The 16007-nt window shown below is 64.4% G+C and carries 19 protein-coding genes; 9 read left to right on the top strand and 10 right to left on the bottom strand.

The features are described 5' to 3' along the window. Nucleotides 1-5 precede the first annotated feature (5 nt). Genes soxY through ACMV5O_RS08500 form a run of 4 tightly spaced genes read right to left on the bottom strand, consistent with a single transcriptional unit; the run spans nucleotide 6 to nucleotide 3289 of the window. Nucleotides 6-473 (bottom strand): thiosulfate oxidation carrier protein SoxY, encoded by a 468-nt coding sequence (gene soxY, locus ACMV5O_RS08515; protein ID WP_416163055.1) that lies wholly within the window; start codon nucleotides 471-473, stop codon nucleotides 6-8. Nucleotides 474-494: 21 nt separating this feature from the next. Beyond that, nucleotides 495-1562 carry a c-type cytochrome gene (locus ACMV5O_RS08510; RefSeq protein WP_416163054.1) on the bottom strand — a complete coding sequence of 356 codons (1068 nt, stop codon included), beginning with the start codon at nucleotides 1560-1562 and terminating at the stop codon, nucleotides 495-497. Continuing rightward, nucleotides 1546-2883, bottom strand: coding sequence for a sulfite dehydrogenase (gene soxC / locus ACMV5O_RS08505; RefSeq protein WP_416163053.1), 1338 nt, complete (start codon nucleotides 2881-2883; stop codon nucleotides 1546-1548). Before soxC ends, ACMV5O_RS08510 begins: the two co-directional genes overlap by 17 nt. Nucleotides 2884-2932: 49 nt before the next feature. Further along, complete coding sequence (locus tag ACMV5O_RS08500) at nucleotides 2933-3289, bottom strand: metalloregulator ArsR/SmtB family transcription factor (protein ID WP_324538660.1); 357 nt, start codon at nucleotides 3287-3289, stop codon at nucleotides 2933-2935. A 295-nt stretch (nucleotides 3290-3584) separates the two neighbouring features. Here ACMV5O_RS08500 and ACMV5O_RS08495 point away from each other — a divergent pair, with 295 nt between their 5' ends. Beyond that, complete coding sequence (locus ACMV5O_RS08495) at nucleotides 3585-3866, top strand: c-type cytochrome (protein WP_416163052.1); 282 nt, start codon at nucleotides 3585-3587, stop codon at nucleotides 3864-3866. A gap of 19 nt (nucleotides 3867-3885) precedes the next feature. Then, the gene (locus ACMV5O_RS08490) at nucleotides 3886-5163 is read left to right on the top strand and encodes an FCSD flavin-binding domain-containing protein (protein ID WP_416163051.1); all 1278 of its coding nucleotides are present in this window, start codon (nucleotides 3886-3888) and stop codon (nucleotides 5161-5163) included. A gap of 91 nt (nucleotides 5164-5254) precedes the next feature. Here the strand turns inward: ACMV5O_RS08490 and ACMV5O_RS08485 are convergent, their stop codons facing one another. The 4 genes from ACMV5O_RS08485 to coaBC form a co-directional block, all read right to left on the bottom strand. Beyond that, on the bottom strand, nucleotides 5255-5875 hold the full coding sequence (locus ACMV5O_RS08485) for a c-type cytochrome (RefSeq protein WP_416163050.1): 621 nt from the start codon (nucleotides 5873-5875) through the stop codon (nucleotides 5255-5257). Nucleotides 5876-5958: 83 nt separating this feature from the next. Then, nucleotides 5959-6384, bottom strand: a complete 426-nt coding sequence (locus ACMV5O_RS08480; RefSeq protein WP_416163049.1) for an NUDIX hydrolase — start codon at nucleotides 6382-6384, stop codon at nucleotides 5959-5961. 2 nt (nucleotides 6385-6386) lie between these two features. Continuing rightward, nucleotides 6387-6836: a dUTP diphosphatase gene (gene dut / locus ACMV5O_RS08475; protein ID WP_416163048.1), complete on the bottom strand. Its 450-nt coding sequence runs from the start codon at nucleotides 6834-6836 to the stop codon at nucleotides 6387-6389. A gap of 93 nt (nucleotides 6837-6929) precedes the next feature. Further along, nucleotides 6930-8126, bottom strand: a complete 1197-nt coding sequence (gene coaBC / locus ACMV5O_RS08470; RefSeq protein ID WP_416163047.1) for a bifunctional phosphopantothenoylcysteine decarboxylase/phosphopantothenate--cysteine ligase CoaBC — start codon at nucleotides 8124-8126, stop codon at nucleotides 6930-6932. Between the two features lie 77 nt (nucleotides 8127-8203). On the opposite strand from coaBC, the gene radC reads away from it, so the two are divergent. From radC to rpmG, 3 genes are all read left to right on the top strand, one after another. Further along, nucleotides 8204-8881, top strand: coding sequence for a RadC family protein (gene radC, locus ACMV5O_RS08465; RefSeq protein ID WP_416163046.1), 678 nt, complete (start codon nucleotides 8204-8206; stop codon nucleotides 8879-8881). Nucleotides 8882-9025: 144 nt separating this feature from the next. After that, nucleotides 9026-9262, top strand: a complete 237-nt coding sequence (gene rpmB / locus ACMV5O_RS08460) for a 50S ribosomal protein L28 (protein WP_068636145.1) — start codon at nucleotides 9026-9028, stop codon at nucleotides 9260-9262. 25 nt (nucleotides 9263-9287) lie between these two features. Next, on the top strand, nucleotides 9288-9455 hold the full coding sequence (rpmG, locus tag ACMV5O_RS08455; RefSeq protein WP_324538676.1) for a 50S ribosomal protein L33: 168 nt from the start codon (nucleotides 9288-9290) through the stop codon (nucleotides 9453-9455). A gap of 228 nt (nucleotides 9456-9683) precedes the next feature. Here rpmG and ACMV5O_RS08450 read toward each other — a convergent pair whose 3' ends face one another. After that, nucleotides 9684-9887: a cold-shock protein gene (locus tag ACMV5O_RS08450; protein WP_324538678.1), complete on the bottom strand. Its 204-nt coding sequence runs from the start codon at nucleotides 9885-9887 to the stop codon at nucleotides 9684-9686. Between the two features lie 391 nt (nucleotides 9888-10278). Here ACMV5O_RS08450 and clpS point away from each other — a divergent pair, with 391 nt between their 5' ends. The 4 genes from clpS (at nucleotide 10279) to aceA (ending at nucleotide 15196) form a co-directional block, all read left to right on the top strand. Then, the gene (gene clpS, locus ACMV5O_RS08445; protein ID WP_324538680.1) at nucleotides 10279-10587 is read left to right on the top strand and encodes an ATP-dependent Clp protease adapter ClpS; all 309 of its coding nucleotides are present in this window, start codon (nucleotides 10279-10281) and stop codon (nucleotides 10585-10587) included. After that, entirely contained in the window at nucleotides 10588-12861 is a 2274-nt protein-coding gene (clpA, locus tag ACMV5O_RS08440; RefSeq protein ID WP_416163045.1) for an ATP-dependent Clp protease ATP-binding subunit ClpA, read from the top strand. Between the two features lie 188 nt (nucleotides 12862-13049). Next, nucleotides 13050-13529, top strand: a complete 480-nt coding sequence (rraA, locus tag ACMV5O_RS08435; RefSeq protein ID WP_416163044.1) for a ribonuclease E activity regulator RraA — start codon at nucleotides 13050-13052, stop codon at nucleotides 13527-13529. A 353-nt stretch (nucleotides 13530-13882) separates the two neighbouring features. Then, a complete protein-coding gene (gene aceA / locus ACMV5O_RS08430; protein WP_416163043.1) occupies nucleotides 13883-15196 on the top strand; it encodes an isocitrate lyase in 1314 nt (437 codons plus the stop codon). Nucleotides 15197-15309: 113 nt separating this feature from the next. Here aceA and ACMV5O_RS08425 read toward each other — a convergent pair whose 3' ends face one another. Then, nucleotides 15310-15867: a Spy/CpxP family protein refolding chaperone gene (locus ACMV5O_RS08425; protein ID WP_416163042.1), complete on the bottom strand. Its 558-nt coding sequence runs from the start codon at nucleotides 15865-15867 to the stop codon at nucleotides 15310-15312. Nucleotides 15868-16007: the final 140 nt, after the last annotated feature.

The raw sequence follows: 16007 nt of genomic DNA, 5'->3' as shown, positions 1-16007 counted from the left end.
CCGGGTCAGCCGCCGCAGCCGCCGAGGGTGACCTTGACTTCCTTCTTGGTCACGTAGAACTTGCCATCGGCCTTGACCATGGCATAGACGTCGGAGGTCTGGCCCATCTTGACGCGGGTCTGCACGTCGGCGAGGGTGCCGTCCGGAATGTTGAAGCTCGCCGCGACCATGTTCGGGTTTTTCTCGATCATGATCACGATCTGCTCGGTCTTGGGCAACTTGCTGACCACGCCGACCGGCACTACGGCGCCGTTTTCGGCGATGTCGGGCGCGGTGATCTGGATGTCGGCGCTCTCGGCCGGCTTGCCCGCGCCAAAGGCGGTGAAGGCCGCGTCCATATTCTTGGCATCGAAGGCCGCCTGGTTCCAGGCCGCGCGCGCCAGCTCGGGCTTGATGAAGCCGGCTGCTGCGAGCAGACCGAGCACGCCCAGGCCGCCGCCGGCCTTCAGGGTATCCCTGCGTTGATGGTTCATCCTGTCTCTCCTTGTAAGGTGTTACTGCGCTTTCGCGCCTTCCAGAATCCACTGAACGAGTTGCTTGATCTCCTCGTCCTGCACGTGGCCTTGCGGCGGCATCGGCACCGCCCCCCAGACGCCCTGCCCGCCGTTCTTGACCTTGCCGATCAATTTGGCCTCGGCATCTGTCTGACCTTGATACTTTTCAGCTATCTCATTGTACCCAGGCCCGACGATCTTGTTGGCCACGCCATGGCAGGCCATGCAGCCCTTGCCATTGGCCAGGGCCATGACCGCCGCCGCAGCCGAGGGCGCGCCGGCAGCTTCCTGCGTGGTGGCGGCCGGGATGGTCTCCTTGCCACGGGTCTGACCCACCGGGCGGTTCTGCTCGGCCAGGTTGCCGTGGGCGTCCTGCGCGTAGTCCGGCAGCGCCGAGGCGATCACGACCTCCGTCTTGCAGTCCTTCATGCAGGCAAGGTTGTTGACATCGGGCACGCCGCCATTGCCGATGCCGCCCTTGGACGCCGGTGCCCCCGGCCACATGCCGTGGTCGGTCGTCATGCCGTTGCGGTTGGGCATGCGCGCCTGCACCTCGCGGATGTTCTCGTCGCTCAGCTCGAAGTCGGCCGGCACGATATCGCCGAGGTTGAGCATGTAGGCCAGCAAGGCATAGACGTCGTCCGGGCTCAGCGACTTCGGTGCGGTCCACGGCATGGCGCGCTGGATGTAGTCGAATAGGGTCGAGAGGGTCGGCACCTTCATCAGCGTGGTGCGCTGCGGGAAGGAGTCGTTGATCAGCGCCGCGACGCGGCCAGTCTCGATGTCCTTGGCGGTGGTGCCGCCGACCAGCGGCGTGAACACCTCGTTCGACTCGCCGAACACGCCATGGCAGCTGGCGCATTGCGCTTCCCACAGCTCCATGCCGGTGTCGACATCGCCCCGCCCCTTGGGCAGACCGACGAAGTCCGGACGCACGTCGATGTCCCAGGCCTTCACCTCGGCCGGCGTCGCCTCGCGGCCGATGCCGGGGAAGCGGTCGAAGGCCACGGCAGACGTCGTCACCCCGGCGACCATCAGCGCGATCAGCGTCTTAGAGAACCTGGACATTGCTCACCTCACCGGATTCGACCACCTTCCACGACTGGATGGCGTTGTTGTGATAAATGGACTTGCTGCCGCGCACCTGGCGTAGCTGGCCGTAGCTCGGCTGCACGTAGCCGGTCTCGTCGACCGCGCGCGACTGCAAAATCGCGGGCTTGCCGTCCCACACCCAGTCGATGTTGAAGCGCGTGACCGCCTTCGACAGCACCGGCGTCTCGAGGCGCGCCTGGCGCCAGTTGATGCCGCCATCGGTGGAGACGTCGACACGGGTGACCTTGCCGCGGCCCGACCAGGCCATGCCGGAGATGTTGTAGAAGCCCTTGTCGAGCAGCAACTGGCCGCCCGAGGGGGTGGTGATGACCGACTTGCACTCCTGCACCGAGGTGTACTGGCGGTGAAGGCCGTCCGGCATGAGGTCCATGTAATGCACGGCCTCGTCCTTGGTCGCCCACGGCTGGTCACCCACCTCGATGCGGCGCAGCCACTTCACCCAGCTCACGCCCTGCACCCCCGGCACCACCAGGCGCAGCGGGTAGCCGTTCTCGGGGCGCAACATCTCGCCGTTCATGCCGTAGGCCACCAGCACCTCGCCCGATTCGATGAGCTCCATCGGGATGGTGCGCGTCATCGACGAGCCGTCGGCGCCCTCCGCGAGCACGAAGCGGCCCTTCTTGTAGTCGGCGCCGCACATGTCGAGGATCTCCTTCAGCGGCACGCCGGTGAACTCGGAACAGGACAGCATGCCGTGCGAGTACTGCACGGTCGGCACCGCGACATTGCCCCACTCCATGCCGGTGTTGGCACCGCATTCGATGAAGTGGATGCGCGACACCGAGGGCAGGCGCATGAGATCGTCCATGGTGAAGACCGCATGGGTCTTGACCATGCCGTTGATCATCAGGCGATGCTTGGAGGGGTCGACGTCGTGCCAGCCCTGGTGGTGACGCTCGAAGTGCAGGCCCGAGGGCGTGATGATGCCGAACAGGCCCTGCAGCGGCGTGAAGGCGACCGACGAGCCGCCGACACGGGTCAGCCCGGGGCTCTCGCGGCGCTGCAGACCGCGCTCGTACTTCGAGGGCATGCCGTAGGGGTTGGCCGCGACCGGCAGGCCGAGCGTGGTGGACCATTGCGGCAGTTCGAGGATGGCCGGATCGCCTTCGACCGCAGCGCGCGCCACCGCAGGCGCCGCCAAGGCCGCCGAGGCGGTCAGGAATGCCTTGCGCAAAAAGTCCCTGCGACCGTCCTTGACCGCAGAGATCTGCTCGTCGGTCAGGAAGTTTTCGGGCGCCGGCCTCACCCGGCCGGGCCGGGTATCAATCATCGCCATGCGTACTCTCCCCCTTTGTTGTCTGGATGCACGACTGAAAAAATAAGGATCAGACTTCCCTGCCCAGATCGTTCTCGAGCTTGAGCAGGGCTTCCTTGCTGGGCACGTTGAAGGCGTCCCTCGATGCGATGCGCACGCAGACGGTGCGACACAGATCGGTGAAGTTCGGGTCGGTCAGGCGGTAGATCACCTGGCTCCCCTCCTTGCGGCGGCCGACCACGCCGGCGCGGTACAACATGTTCAGGTGGCGCGAGGCATTGGCCTGCGACAGGCCGGTTGCCTCCACTACATCATTGACCGGTCGCTCGCCATCACACAGGCAATGCATGATCTTCAGGCGCGACGGCTCGGACAGCAGGCTGAAGTACTCGGCAACGCTTTCGAAGACGTCTTCAAGGTCTTCCATGATCAGCCCCGTTTATCGCTCCATGATTTAAATCAAATTTAAAACCATACACTCATATAGTCAAGTACTAATATTTGTGCGGCACAGCACGGTCCAAACGAGTGACGAACTGCACGGAATGTCGGAGAACTCAAGGCTTGCGAGGCGCGGCACGGCACCAATTGGCTATACTTCGCCTGCCGTCAGACCCGCGCCCACCCGTTTCGACTGAGGACTCGGGTCGGGCGCAGCGAAAGCTTCTCTATAGCGAACAATGCGGAGGGACAACGCAGTGAAAATCAGAATTGCAGTCGCCATGCTCGCCCTGACCGGCGTCGGCGGCATCGCCCAGGCGCAGGACGCCGACCCCAATCTCGCCCGCAATCTGGCCGCCACCTGCGCGACCTGCCACGGCACCAATGGCCACAGCCAGAAAGGGATGGACTCGCTCGCGGGGGAACCGGCCGAAAAGCTGATGGAGAAGCTGGCCGACTTCCGCTCCGGCGACAAGCCGGCGACGATCATGCATCAGATCGTCAAGGGCTACACCGATGAGCAGCTGAGCTTGATCAGCGACTGGTTCGCCGCGCAAAAGTAAGAGAGACAGGGGAACAAGGATGATCAACAGACGCGACTTTCTCAGGACCATGGGCATCGCCGCCGGCGGCACCTCGCTGGCAGGCATTTCCGGGCTGGCCAGTGCAGCCGGCTCGGCCGCGAAGGGGCACATCGTCGTGGTGGGCGGCGGCTTCGGCGGCGCCACCGCGGCCAAGTACCTGCGCATGTGGAGCAATGGCAGCGTGGAGGTGACGCTGATCGAGCGCAACACCCGGTTCATCTCCTGCCCGATCTCCAACCTGGTGATCGGCGGCCTGCAGCAGATGGACGACATCAGCGTCAGCTATGACAACCTGCGCGACAAATGGGGCGTGAAAGTCCTCACCGACGAGGTCACCGCCCTCGACCCGGACAAGCGTACGGTCACCACCGCCAAGCACGGCACCCTCGGCTATGACCGTGTCGTCCTGTCGCCGGGCATCGACTTCATCCCCGGCGCGATCGCCGGCCTCGAGGGCAACCAGGAGCTCATCCCCCATGCCTGGAAGGCCGGCCCGCAGACGGTGCTGCTGCGCAAGCAGCTCGAGGACATGGCCGACGGCGGCGTGTTCGTCATGACGATCCCGCGCGCCCCGTATCGCTGCCCGCCCGGACCCTACGAGCGCGCCTGCCTGGTGGCCAACTACCTGCGCGAAGCCAAGCCCAGGTCCAAGGTGCTGGTGCTCGACGCCAACGACGAGATCCAGTCGAAGAAGGCGCTGTTCACCAAGGCCTTCGAGAGCTACGGCGCGCTCATCGAATACGTGCCGGGCAGCAAGCTCGAGGGCGTGGACGCGGCGAGCCGCACGGCCAAGCTGGAATTCGACGACGTGCAGGCGGACGTGCTCAACGTCATTCCGCCGATGCGTGCCGGCAACATCGCCACCCAGGCCGGCCTGCCGCTCATCAACGAGCGCTGGGTCGAGGTCGAATGGCTGTCGATGGAGGCCAAGGGCGTGCCCGGCGTGCACGTGCTCGGCGACGCGATCTTCCCCGCGCCGACCATGCCCAAGTCGGGCCACATGGCCAACCAGCATGCCAAGCTCGCCGCAGCGGCCATCCTCAATCTGCTCGAAGGCAAGGCGCCGAGTGCCACGCCGGTGGTCATGAATACCTGCTACAGCTTCGTCGATGGCAAGAACGTCATCCACGTTGCCTCGGTGCACCAGTACGACGCCGAGAAGCAGCAGCCGATGCCGGTGGAGGGCGCCGGCGGCGTGTCGCTGGTTGCCAACGAGCTCGAGGCCAAGACCGCCATGGGCTGGGCACGCAACATCTGGGCCGACATGCTGGCCTGACGCCTACGGCGCGACCTTGCGGTGAGCGCCGGATCGCGATGTGAAGAAGGGGCCTGACGGCCCCTTCTTCATGCGCCCAGACCTCGCTCGATCAGTCGAGCGTGCTGATGTAGAGCGCCACCGCCTTGACCTCGAGCTCGGTCAGCTTCGAGGCAATCGAGTGCATGATCTCGTTGTCGTTGGTGCGCTCGCGCTTGTTGAAAGAGCGCAGCTGGGCCTCGGTGTAGCGCGGCACCTGGCCGGCCAGGCGCGGCAGCTTCTCGGTGCCGAGGCCCTTGTCGCCATGGCAGCTGGCACAAGCCGCCACGCCCGAGAACTCGTTACCACGATGAAAGACGAAACGCCCCACGGCCGCAAGATCCTGATCCCTTGCCTCGCGGGGCTTGGTCGGCTTCGTCTCGAAGAACACGCCCAGCGCCAGCATCTCCTCTTCGGTCAGGTCCTGCACCATGCCGGTCATGGTGTCGCTCTTGCGCCTTCCCGACTTGAAGTCGCCCAGCTGCTTGGCGATGTACTGGTGGTGCTGCCCGGCCAATCGCGGGTAGAGCGGCGACGAACTGTCCCCCTCCGGTCCGTGGCACAGCATGCAGCGGCCGCCATTGATTTCGGCCGCGCGCTCCAGGTTCACCTGCGGCAGCTCGCCCGCAGCAAAGCCAAGCGGCGCAGTGCAACCGAGCAGCAGCGTCGCCGCGATCTTCTTCATTCTTCGCATCTACCCCTCCTCGAGACATCTGTAGCGCCTGTCCAGCGCCGTGCTGCGACGAGCTTATCAGAATGCCCTTATCGACTGAACATTCACTCCCAGCCCAGCTCGAGCACCCATGGCGCCGCGTCCTGTGACAGCGCCTGCCGCACGTAGGGAACCATGCCGCCAGGCAGCGCCGCACGCGGATACCAGTCGAGCGCATCGCATTTGTCCGGCTCGCGGATCTCCGGCTCGCCCTCGAAACATCTTGCGCGCACGAAGAAGTCGATCCGGTTGGTGTCGGACAGGCGATGCACCACGCCCAGGTAGCACAGGTCGTGGCTGGCGACCCGCAAGCCTGTTTCCTCGCGCAGTTCGCGTCGCGCCGCGTCCCGCACGGACTCGCCCGGCTCGACATGGCCACCCGGCAAGCTGAACAGCCCGTCGAAGAAGCCCGTGCCCGCTCGCCGCAGCAACAGCACCCCGCCGTCGCGCTCGCACACGACATGGACGCCGGTCGGAATGCCAGCATGCACCTTCAGTGCTTGCCCGTGCTGCCGAAACCCTCCGCGCCGCGCGCGCTGGCATCGAACTCGTCGACCACGTTGAAGCCAACCTGCAGCACCGGCACCACGACCAGTTGCGCGATCCGCTCCATGGGCTGGATGGTGAAGCTCGCCCGCCCCCTGTTCCACACCGAGACGAAGATCTGCCCCTGGTAGTCCGAGTCGATGAGGCCGACCAGGTTGCCGAGCACGATGCCATGCTTGTGGCCGAGTCCCGAGCGGGGCAACACCATCGCCGCCAGGCCGGCATCCGCCAGGTGGATCGCCAGGCCGCTCGGAACCAGCGTGGTTTCACCCGGATGCAGGGTGATCGGCGCCGGCAGGCAGGCGCGCAGGTCCAGGCCCGCCGCGCCCTCGGTCGCGTACGCAGGCGGATGGCCCTTGAGCCGCTCATCGAGCAGCTTCACGTCAATTCGATGCATCTGCGTTCTCCCCGCCCCTGCGGCCAGCAGCGCACACGGGCATTCAAGTCGATGTCTGTCGTGTCCTGCGCGCAGCAGTGACCAGCGCCAGCCTCAGCCCTTGCGCGGCGCGAGCAGGCCGGCAAGATGGCTGACGATGCCCCGCGCCACATCCGCCTTCCGCGCCCGCGGCAGGGGATGGCGACCCGCGTCGTCATACAGGATCACCGTGTTGTCGTCTCCGCCCATGCCGTCGCGGACGAGATTGCCCACCAGCATCGGCAGGCGCTTGCTCCGCCGCTTGCCTTCGGCGTAGGCGTCGAGGTCGCGACTCTCGGCGGCAAAGCCGACGCAGAAGGGCGCCCCCTCGAGCGCCGCCACCTCGGCCAGAATGTCCGGATTGGGCGTCAGCGACAGCGTCAATGTATCGCCGCTCTTTTTCAGTTTGTGCTCGGCGGTCTGCACGGGCCGATAGTCCGCCACCGCCGCCACACCGATGAATACATCCGCCCCGGGCAAGGCATCGAACACCGCGGCGCGCATCTCGCGTGCGCTCGGTGCCTGCACGCAACACACCCCTGCCGGAACCGGCAGGCTCACCGGCCCACTCACCAGCACCACCTCCGCCCCCGCCTGGGCACAGGCACGCGCCAGCGCATAGCCCATCTTGCCCGAGCTGATGTTGGTGATGCCGCGCACCGGATCGATGGCCTCGAAGGTCGGCCCTGCCGTCATCACCACCCGGCGCCCCGCCAGCAGCTTGGGCACGAAGTAGCCCTCGAGCAGCTCGACAAGTTCCTCGGCCTCGAGCATGCGACCCATGCCGACCTCGCCGCAGGCCTGATCGCCCGCAGCCGGCCCGAACACGGTAACGCCATCGGCGCGGATCAGGTCCACGTTGCGCCGCGTTGGCGGCGACTCCCACATCTGCCGGTTCATCGCCGGGGCGACGATCAGCGGTACATCGCGCGCCAGGCACAGGGTACTCAGCAGGTCGTCCGCCCGGCCGTGGGCGAGACGGGCGATGAAGTCCGCCGTGGCTGGCGCCACGAGGATCGCGTCGGCATCGCGACCGAGGTCGATATGCGCCATGTTGTTGGGCATGCGTGCATCCCACAGGTCGGTCCACACCGTGTTGCCGGACAGGGCCTGGAAGGTGACCGGCGTGACGAAGCGCGCCCCGCCCTCGCTCAGCACCACGTGCACGTCGGCCCCGGCCTTGCCGAGCAGACGCACCAGTTCGGCCGCCTTGTAGGCTGCGATGCCGCCACTGATGCCGAGGACGATCTTGCGGTCGTTCAGTACACTCATGACATTCACTTATATAATCCGCCGCAAGGCAATGCAAAATAGATAACCAGAAAACCACCGGCAAGGAGACCTGCATCATGGCGATCACCGACTGGCCCGCAGATGAGCGTCCGCGCGAAAAACTCCTCGCGCGCGGTGCATCCTCGCTGTCCGACGCCGAGCTGCTCGCCATCTTCCTCCGCGTCGGCATCCGCGGCCAGAGCGCCGTCGACCTCGCCCGCAGCCTGCTCTCGCGCTTCGGCAGCCTCACCCGAATGTGCAGCGCGGCCGCAGAAGACTTCGCCGCGGTACCCGGCATGGGGCTGGCGAAGTATGCCCAACTGCAGGCGGTGATGGAACTGTCGAGGCGCGCCCTGGGCGAGACCCTGACCGAACGCTCGCTGTTCGATTCACCGCAGGTGGTGCGCGACTGGCTCAGACTGAGGCTCGGCCACCTGCCGCACGAGACCTTCTGCGTGATGCTGCTCGATGCCCGTCATCGCCTGCTCGAGGCGGTCGACCTGTTCCGCGGCACGCTCACCCAGACCTCGGTCTATCCGCGCGAGGTGGTCAAGCTCGCGCTCGCACACAACGCTGCCGCCGTGATCTTTGCGCACAACCACCCTTCCGGTGCCGCCGAGCCGAGCACCGCCGACGAGTTGCTAACGCGGACGCTCAAGGATGCACTCAACCTGGTCGACATCCGTGTCCTCGACCATTTCGTGGTGCCCTCGCACGGTCATCCGGTATCCTTCGCCGAGCGCGGCCTGCTGTGACGGCCTGTCACGCGGCACCACTGCACGGCACCATCCCCGCACGCCTGCGCAAGGGCGCGCAAATGCAGCGCGGGGCTTGCCATAACCTAGGCTCGTGCATTATCCTCGCACGTTTTCCGCAATCAGAATTCCCTGGAGCATCGTATGGCTCGCGTCTGCCAAGTGACCGGTAAAGCACCGATGGTGGGAAATAACGTTTCCCACGCTAACAACAAGACCAAGCGTCGTTTCCTGCCCAACCTGCAGAACCGTCGCTTCTGGAGTGAAGGCGAGAACCGCTGGATTCGCCTGCGCGTGTCCAATGCGGGCCTGCGCACGATCGACAAGAAAGGCATCGACGTTGTCGTTGCCGAGCTTCGCGCCCGCGGCGAGAAGCTGTAAGCAACCGAACTGTACGGAGAACGCCATGGCCAAAGGCATCCGCGAGAAAATCAAGCTGGAGTCGACCGCCGGTACGGGTCACTTCTACACCACTTCCAAGAACAAGCGCACCACCACGGGCAAGCTCGAGTTCAACAAGTACGACCCGGTCGCGCGCAAGCACGTCCCGTACAAGGAAGTGAAGCTGAAGTAATTGCGCCGCGCGGGCCAGACCCGCACGGCAAAGCGCGTCACCAGCTTGCCGCGCCGGAGTTGCCGGCAACGGGAGGCGAAAAATCAAAAAAGGCCAGTGCGAAAGCACTGGCCTTTTTTGATTTTTCATTCCACAACATGCCCCACCCCGCATCGTGGGCGGCGCAAGAATCATACCCGGCAGCACACCCACATGAACTGCACCGCCGGGAACCGAGCCGGACTCAGGTCAGGCGCGCTGGATGTTTGAGGCCTGCTTGCCTTTCGGCCCCTGGGTGACCTCGAAGGAAACCTTGTCGCCTTCCTTCAGGGTCTTGAAGCCGCTCATGTTGATGGCGGAAAAATGTGCGAACAGATCCTCGCTTCCATCATCCGGGGTAATGAACCCAAAACCCTTGGAATCGTTGAACCACTTCACGGTACCAGTTGCCATATTGCTCGAATCCCTCAAAGTTGCTTGATACGACCGCCGCGACTCCGGCGCCGCAGTCTGTTTTGGCGCCGACAGCGACGTCGATCGCCTCGGGAAACTCCTCGGGATCAAGCTGAAGCCTGCGCACGGCCTAGCTTTTACGCATTCGAACTGGGGCCGTCAACGGTCTTTCCCGCGCTTCGATTAACGCAGCGCAACAACGAAACCCCAAGCAAGACCACAGAGACAAGGATAAATTCATGCGCCACGCAGGCTTGCGTGTTTTCTGCAGTGCACGAAGCCAAGCCCGGCTCTGCGCTGAATACCACAACCGCAAGCCTCCCTCGGATGCGCGCCTTGCCCGATCAGCAGCGTTGTTGCACTCTGCCCCGACTTCATTAGAATGATTTTCATGGGTACCCAGAAACGCGACGATTTAGTTCTCGAGGCGAAGCGGACACGCACCAGGCCGCCGCCACTCTACAAGGTGCTTCTGCTCAACGACGATTACACACCGATGGATTTCGTGATCGTCGTTCTGCAGAAATATTTCGGCATGGATCGCGAACGTGCCACGCGAGTCATGCTCCAAGTCCACAGAGAGGGCATGGGGGTGTGTGGCGTCTTCCCCAGGGACGTCGCGTCGACCAAGGTTGAGCAGGTCGCCTCGTTTGCTCGTCAGCATCAACATCCGCTGGCATGCGTGATGGAGGAAAATTGAATGATCGCGCAAGAGCTTGAAGTGAGCCTGCACATGGCTTTCGTCGAAGCAAGACAGAAGCGCCACGAGTTCATCACCGTGGAGCATCTGCTGCTTGCCCTGCTGGACAATCCGTCAGCCGCACAGGTGTTGAGGGCATGCGCAGCCAATCTCGACGAACTCCGCCGCGAGCTCACCAATTTCGTCAATGAGCACACGCCGCGCATCGAAGGTACGGACGAGATCGACACGCAGCCGACGCTCGGCTTTCAGCGCGTGATCCAGCGTGCCATCCTGCATGTGCAGTCCTCGGGCAAGAAGGAGGTGACCGGCGCCAACGTGCTGGTGGCGATCTTCGGTGAAAAGGACTCGCACGCGGTCTATTTCCTGCAGAAGCAGAACATCTCGCGTCTCGACGTGGTGAACTTCATCTCGCATGGGATCGCCAAGACGCCGCCGCAGGGTAGCGCTCCCCAAGGCCGCAACGAAGGCGAGCAATCCGAGCAGGAGCCGGAGGACAAGCAGGCGGGCGGCGCCCTCGACAGCTACACGCAGAACCTCAATCAGCAGGCGCTGGTAGGCAAGATCGACCCCCTCATCGGGCGCGAGAAGGAAGTCGAGCGCGTCATCCAGACCTTGTGCCGGCGGCGCAAGAACAACCCCTTGCTGGTCGGCGAAGCCGGCGTGGGCAAGACGGCGATCGCCGAGGGACTCGCACGCCGCATCGTCGAGGGCCGGGTCCCCGAGATCCTCGAGAATGCACAGGTGTTCGCACTCGACATGGGCGCCCTGCTCGCAGGCACCAAGTATCGGGGCGATTTCGAGCAAAGACTCAAGGCGGTCCTGAAGCAGCTCGTCGAGAATCCGAACGCGATCCTGTTCATCGACGAGATCCACACCCTGATCGGTGCAGGCGCCGCCTCGGGCGGGACGCTCGACGCCTCCAACCTGCTCAAGCCGGCGCTCTCCTCCGGCCAGCTCAAGTGCATCGGCGCGACCACCTACAACGAGTTCCGCCAGATCTTCGAGAAGGACCACGCGTTGTCGCGGCGTTTCCAGAAGATCGACGTCGTCGAGCCCTCGGTGGCCGAGACCGTCGAGATCCTCAAGGGCCTCAAGAGCCGCTTCGAGGAGCATCACGGCATCAAGTACTCGAGCTCGGCGCTGTCGAGCGCGGCCGAACTGTCGGCCAAGTACATCAACGACCGCCACCTGCCCGACAAGGCCATCGACGTCATCGACGAAGCAGGTGCAGCGCAGCGCATCCTGCCCAAATCGCGCCAGAAGAAGACCATCGGCAAAGGCGAGATCGAGGAGATCGTTGCCAAGATCGCGCGCATCCCGCCCCGCACGGTGTCCAATGACGACAAGGCCTCGCTGAAGACACTCGAGCGTGACCTCAAGAACGTCGTGTTCGGCCAGAACGCGGCGATCGAGGCGCTCTCGAAGGCGATCAAGATGTCCCGCTCCGGCCTCGGCAACCCGCAGAAGCCGATCGGCTCCTTCCTGTTCTCCGGCCCCACCGGCGTCGGCAAGACCGAGGTCGCGCGTCAGCTCGCCTACACCCTGGGTATCGAGCTGGTGCGCTTCGACATGTCGGAGTACATGGAGCGTCACGCGGTCAGCCGGCTCATCGGCGCGCCGCCGGGCTACGTCGGTTTCGACCAGGGCGGACTGCTCACCGAGCAGATCACCAAGAAGCCGCACTGCGTGCTCTTGCTCGACGAGATCGAGAAGGCCCACCCGGACATCTACAACATCCTGTTGCAGGTCATGGACCATGGCACGCTGACCGACAACAACGGCCGCCAGGCCGACTTCCGCAACGTGATTGTCATCATGACCACGAACGCCGGGGCGGAGGCGATGCAGAAGTCGGTGATCGGCTTCTCGGCCAAGCGCGAGGCAGGCGACGAGATGAGCGAGATCAAGCGCATGTTCACGCCGGAGTTCCGCAACCGGCTCGACGCGATGATCTCCTTCAAGGCGCTCGACAACGAGGTCATCCTGCGCGTGGTCGACAAGTTCCTGATGCAGCTCGAAGCGCAGCTGCACGAGAAGAAGGTCGAGGCCCACTTCAGTGATGATCTCAAGGCCTGGCTGGCCGAGAAGGGTTTCGACCCGCTGATGGGGGCACGACCGATGGCACGCCTGATCCAGGATACGATCCGCGCCGCACTCGCTGACGAGTTGCTGTTCGGTCGCCTCGTCAATGGCGGGAAGGTCACCATCGACCTCGACGACGACGACAAGGTCAAGCTGGTGTTCGAGGAAACCGAGACCGCCACCGCCTGATCGCCTGCACCTGCAGCGACGGCATGTTTCCGGCAACGGAGCATGCCGTCTTTTTTTTGTGCCGGGGGATTGGCCGCGGCCCCTCAGCCCGTCATGCACCTCCCACCGACCACGACGACCCGACGCCTCGTTTATGATGCCGGCTCCCGCGCCGCACGAGCGGCGCACCCGCCCTTCGAGGAGACGCCATGAACATCCAGACTGCCGACCTTTGCGACGCCCATGAGGACAAGCTCGCCATCGTCGCCCCCATGTTTTCCAGCTATGGCGGACGCGCTGCCTTTGGCGGACCGATCTCGACCTTGAAGCTCTTCGAGGACAACTCCTTCGTGCGCAAGGCGGTGGAAAGCGCGGGCAAGGGCCGTGTCCTGGTCATCGACGGCGGCGCCTCGATGCGCTGTGCCCTGGTCGGCGACCAGCTCGCCGAGCTCGCGGTCAGCAATGGATGGGCGGGCATCATTGTCTATGGCTGCATTCGCGACTCGAGAGCCATTGGCGAGATGGACCTCGGCGTCTTCGCCCTTGGCACCCACCCGAAGAAGACGGTCAAGCGCAACACCGGCGAGGTGGACATCCCGGTCAGCTTCGGCGGGGTCACCTTCCATCCCGGCCACTACGTCTATGCCGACGAAGACGGCGTCGTCCTGAGCGCCGCGCCACTACTCTGAAGGCCCTCGCCGCTCGCCACGCCGCGCACGAAGCCGCTGCAGCGGCCATCGCGCGCCCGCGGCGGGCAGTGCGAATCTGATTGCAACGCAACACACCTGCGGCCAGGAGTCGTTTCACACCGCTCGATTGCATTTCGTATAGCAAAATATAATTCTTAATACCTTGTTTTAAATAGATAAGATTTTTTCTTATGTCTTATATAAGACATATTGCTGCTGCGCGGAATGCCTCCTATACTCTCATCCCATCTGCAGCGCTTTTCTCCCTCGAAACCGCTGCAGCCGGAACACCGCGACCGGTGCCTGAACCCGCCGCGATGCCTGACTCCCTTCTGCCTTGAAAAGGACGCATCATGACCATGACCCGCGAACAGCAAATCGCCGCCCTCGAAAAAGACTGGGCCGAAAACCCCCGCTGGAAAGGCATCAAGCGCGGCTACTCGGCCGCCGACGTGGTTCGCCTGCGTGGCAGCCTGCAACCCGAATACACGCTGGCCCAGCGCGGCGCCAAGCTGCTGTGGGAGCGCGTCAATGGCGGCGCCAAGAAGGGCTATGTGAACGCCTTCGGCGCGATCACCGCCGGTCAGGCGATGCAGCAGGCCAAGGCCGGCCTCGAGGCCGTGTATCTTTCCGGCTGGCAGGTCGCCGCCGACGGTAACACCTCCGAGACCATGTACCCCGACCAGTCGCTGTACGCCTACGACTCGGTGCCGACCATGGTCCGCCGCATCAACAACACCTTCAAGCGTGCCGACGAGATCCAGTGGTCGCGTGGCATCAACCCGGGCGACAAGGAATTCGTCGACTACTTCCTGCCGATCGTCGCCGACGCCGAGGCCGGTTTCGGTGGCGTGCTGAACGCCTTCGAGCTGATGAAGAACATGATCGCCGCCGGTGCTGCCGGGGTGCACTTCGAAGACCAGCTGGCTGCGGTGAAGAAGTGCGGCCACATGGGTGGCAAGGTGCTGGTGCCGACGCAGGAAGCCTGCGAGAAGCTGATCGCCGCCCGCTTCGCCGCCGACGTCATGGGCGTGCCGACCATCATCCTGGCCCGTACCGACGCCGAAGCCGCCAACCTGATCACCTCCGACCACGACGCCAACGACAAGCCCTTCCTTACCGGTGAGCGCACCCAGGAAGGCTTCTACCGCGTCAAGAACGGCCTCGAGCAGGCCATCAGCCGCGGGGTCGCCTACGCGCCCTACGCCGACCTGGTGTGGTGCGAGACCGGCACCCCCGACCTCGGCTTCGCCCGCGAGTTCGCGCAGGCCGTGCATGCCGCCTGCCCGGGCAAGCTGCTGTCGTACAACTGCTCGCCGTCCTTCAACTGGAAGAAGAACCTGGACGATGCCACCATCGCCAAGTTCCAGGACGAGTTGTCGGCGCTGGGCTACAAGTACCAGTTCATCACCCTGGCCGGCATCCACATCAACTGGTTCAACACCTTCAAGTTCGCCCACGCCTACGCCCGCGGCGAAGGCATGAAGCACTACACCGAGATGGTGCAGGAACCGGAATTCGCCGCGCGCGAGCAGGGCTACACCTTCGTGTCCCACCAGCAGGAAGTCGGCGCCGGCTACTTCGACGACGTCACCACCGTGATCCAGGGCGGCTCCTCCTCGGTGAAGGCCCTGACCGGCTCGACCGAAGAAGAGCAGTTCCACTAAGACGACGCGCCCGCCCGCTGCCCGTGCGGCAGCCGGCCGCGCCCTGCGCAGCAAAAAGGCCACCGCGCAAGCGGTGGCCTTTGTTCATTGTGCGAAGCTTCAGTGCTGACGCATCAGCCGCGACCCGGTCCCATTCCACTGCCGTCGCGCGGGCCACCGCCCTTGCCCTCGCCCATCCCGCCGCGCATGCCCTTGCGCCCCATCTTCTGGAACTCGGCGTCGAACACCGTCTTCTGCGCATCGCTCAGCGTGCCGTAGAAGGCCTCGACCGCCTTGCGCGCCTGCGCCATCTCGGCCTGGCGCAACGCGCTCATCTCTTCCATGCGTTGCATGCGCTCAATCGCGGTCTTAGGTGCCTCGGCCGCGCGGCGCTCGGCCATGTGCGTGGCCATGCGCTCGGCACGCGCCTTCATATCGCCCTTGAAGGTTTCGAACGCGGGTTTCTGTTCCGGCGTCAGTGCCAGCGCGAGTTCAAGGCGGGCCATATGCGCTTCGGCGCGCTCGGCCATCTTCGCCTTCATCTGCGCGGGCTCCATCTGCGACCAGCCGGATTTGCCACCACGCGGGCCATCGCCCATGCAGTGTCCGCCCCAGGCCATGGCGGTCGTCGCCCCCAGGGCTCCGGTAGCGATGACGGCGGCGGCGATCGAGCTCTTGATCCAGGTTTTCATGATGACTCTCCTATCAGGTTCGGAAAGGGACTGGCCCTTCGAGGATGTTGCCCATCCGTTCGGGCGACGGAGCCATTACAGCACCGGGATGTAAGCCGCGTTTGTCTCCTTCGATCGCTTTTGCAGCCTGATGTCTCACA

It is taken from the genome of Thauera sp. WH-1, from assembly GCF_047806685.1.
In the GTDB taxonomy this organism is placed as follows: Bacteria; Pseudomonadota; Gammaproteobacteria; order Burkholderiales; family Rhodocyclaceae; genus Thauera.
Note: the sequence above shows the minus strand (reverse complement) of the source record. Positions and strands in the feature narration are given on the sequence as shown.

What these genes read in the sequence shown, in the direction of transcription:
- soxY (WP_416163055.1), bottom strand. Translation starts at nt 473, where the DNA reads ATGAACCATCAACGCAGGGATACCCTGAAGGCCGGCGGCGGCCTGGGC.
- ACMV5O_RS08425 (WP_416163042.1), bottom strand. Translation starts at nt 15,867, where the DNA reads ATGAAAACCTGGATCAAGAGCTCGATCGCCGCCGCCGTCATCGCTACC.
- dut (WP_416163048.1), bottom strand. Translation starts at nt 6,836, where the DNA reads ATGCATCGAATTGACGTGAAGCTGCTCGATGAGCGGCTCAAGGGCCAT.
- ACMV5O_RS08485 (WP_416163050.1), bottom strand. Translation starts at nt 5,875, where the DNA reads ATGCGAAGAATGAAGAAGATCGCGGCGACGCTGCTGCTCGGTTGCACT.
- ACMV5O_RS08490 (WP_416163051.1), top strand. Translation starts at nt 3,886, where the DNA reads ATGATCAACAGACGCGACTTTCTCAGGACCATGGGCATCGCCGCCGGC.
- aceA (WP_416163043.1), top strand. Translation starts at nt 13,883, where the DNA reads ATGACCATGACCCGCGAACAGCAAATCGCCGCCCTCGAAAAAGACTGG.
- ACMV5O_RS08500 (WP_324538660.1), bottom strand. Translation starts at nt 3,289, where the DNA reads ATGGAAGACCTTGAAGACGTCTTCGAAAGCGTTGCCGAGTACTTCAGC.
- rpmG (WP_324538676.1), top strand. Translation starts at nt 9,288, where the DNA reads ATGGCCAAAGGCATCCGCGAGAAAATCAAGCTGGAGTCGACCGCCGGT.
- soxC (WP_416163053.1), bottom strand. Translation starts at nt 2,883, where the DNA reads ATGGCGATGATTGATACCCGGCCCGGCCGGGTGAGGCCGGCGCCCGAA.
- ACMV5O_RS08495 (WP_416163052.1), top strand. Translation starts at nt 3,585, where the DNA reads ATGCTCGCCCTGACCGGCGTCGGCGGCATCGCCCAGGCGCAGGACGCC.
- coaBC (WP_416163047.1), bottom strand. Translation starts at nt 8,126, where the DNA reads ATGAGTGTACTGAACGACCGCAAGATCGTCCTCGGCATCAGTGGCGGC.
- clpA (WP_416163045.1), top strand. Translation starts at nt 10,588, where the DNA reads ATGATCGCGCAAGAGCTTGAAGTGAGCCTGCACATGGCTTTCGTCGAA.
- radC (WP_416163046.1), top strand. Translation starts at nt 8,204, where the DNA reads ATGGCGATCACCGACTGGCCCGCAGATGAGCGTCCGCGCGAAAAACTC.
- ACMV5O_RS08450 (WP_324538678.1), bottom strand. Translation starts at nt 9,887, where the DNA reads ATGGCAACTGGTACCGTGAAGTGGTTCAACGATTCCAAGGGTTTTGGG.
- ACMV5O_RS08510 (WP_416163054.1), bottom strand. Translation starts at nt 1,562, where the DNA reads ATGTCCAGGTTCTCTAAGACGCTGATCGCGCTGATGGTCGCCGGGGTG.
- rpmB (WP_068636145.1), top strand. Translation starts at nt 9,026, where the DNA reads ATGGCTCGCGTCTGCCAAGTGACCGGTAAAGCACCGATGGTGGGAAAT.
- rraA (WP_416163044.1), top strand. Translation starts at nt 13,050, where the DNA reads ATGAACATCCAGACTGCCGACCTTTGCGACGCCCATGAGGACAAGCTC.
- clpS (WP_324538680.1), top strand. Translation starts at nt 10,279, where the DNA reads ATGGGTACCCAGAAACGCGACGATTTAGTTCTCGAGGCGAAGCGGACA.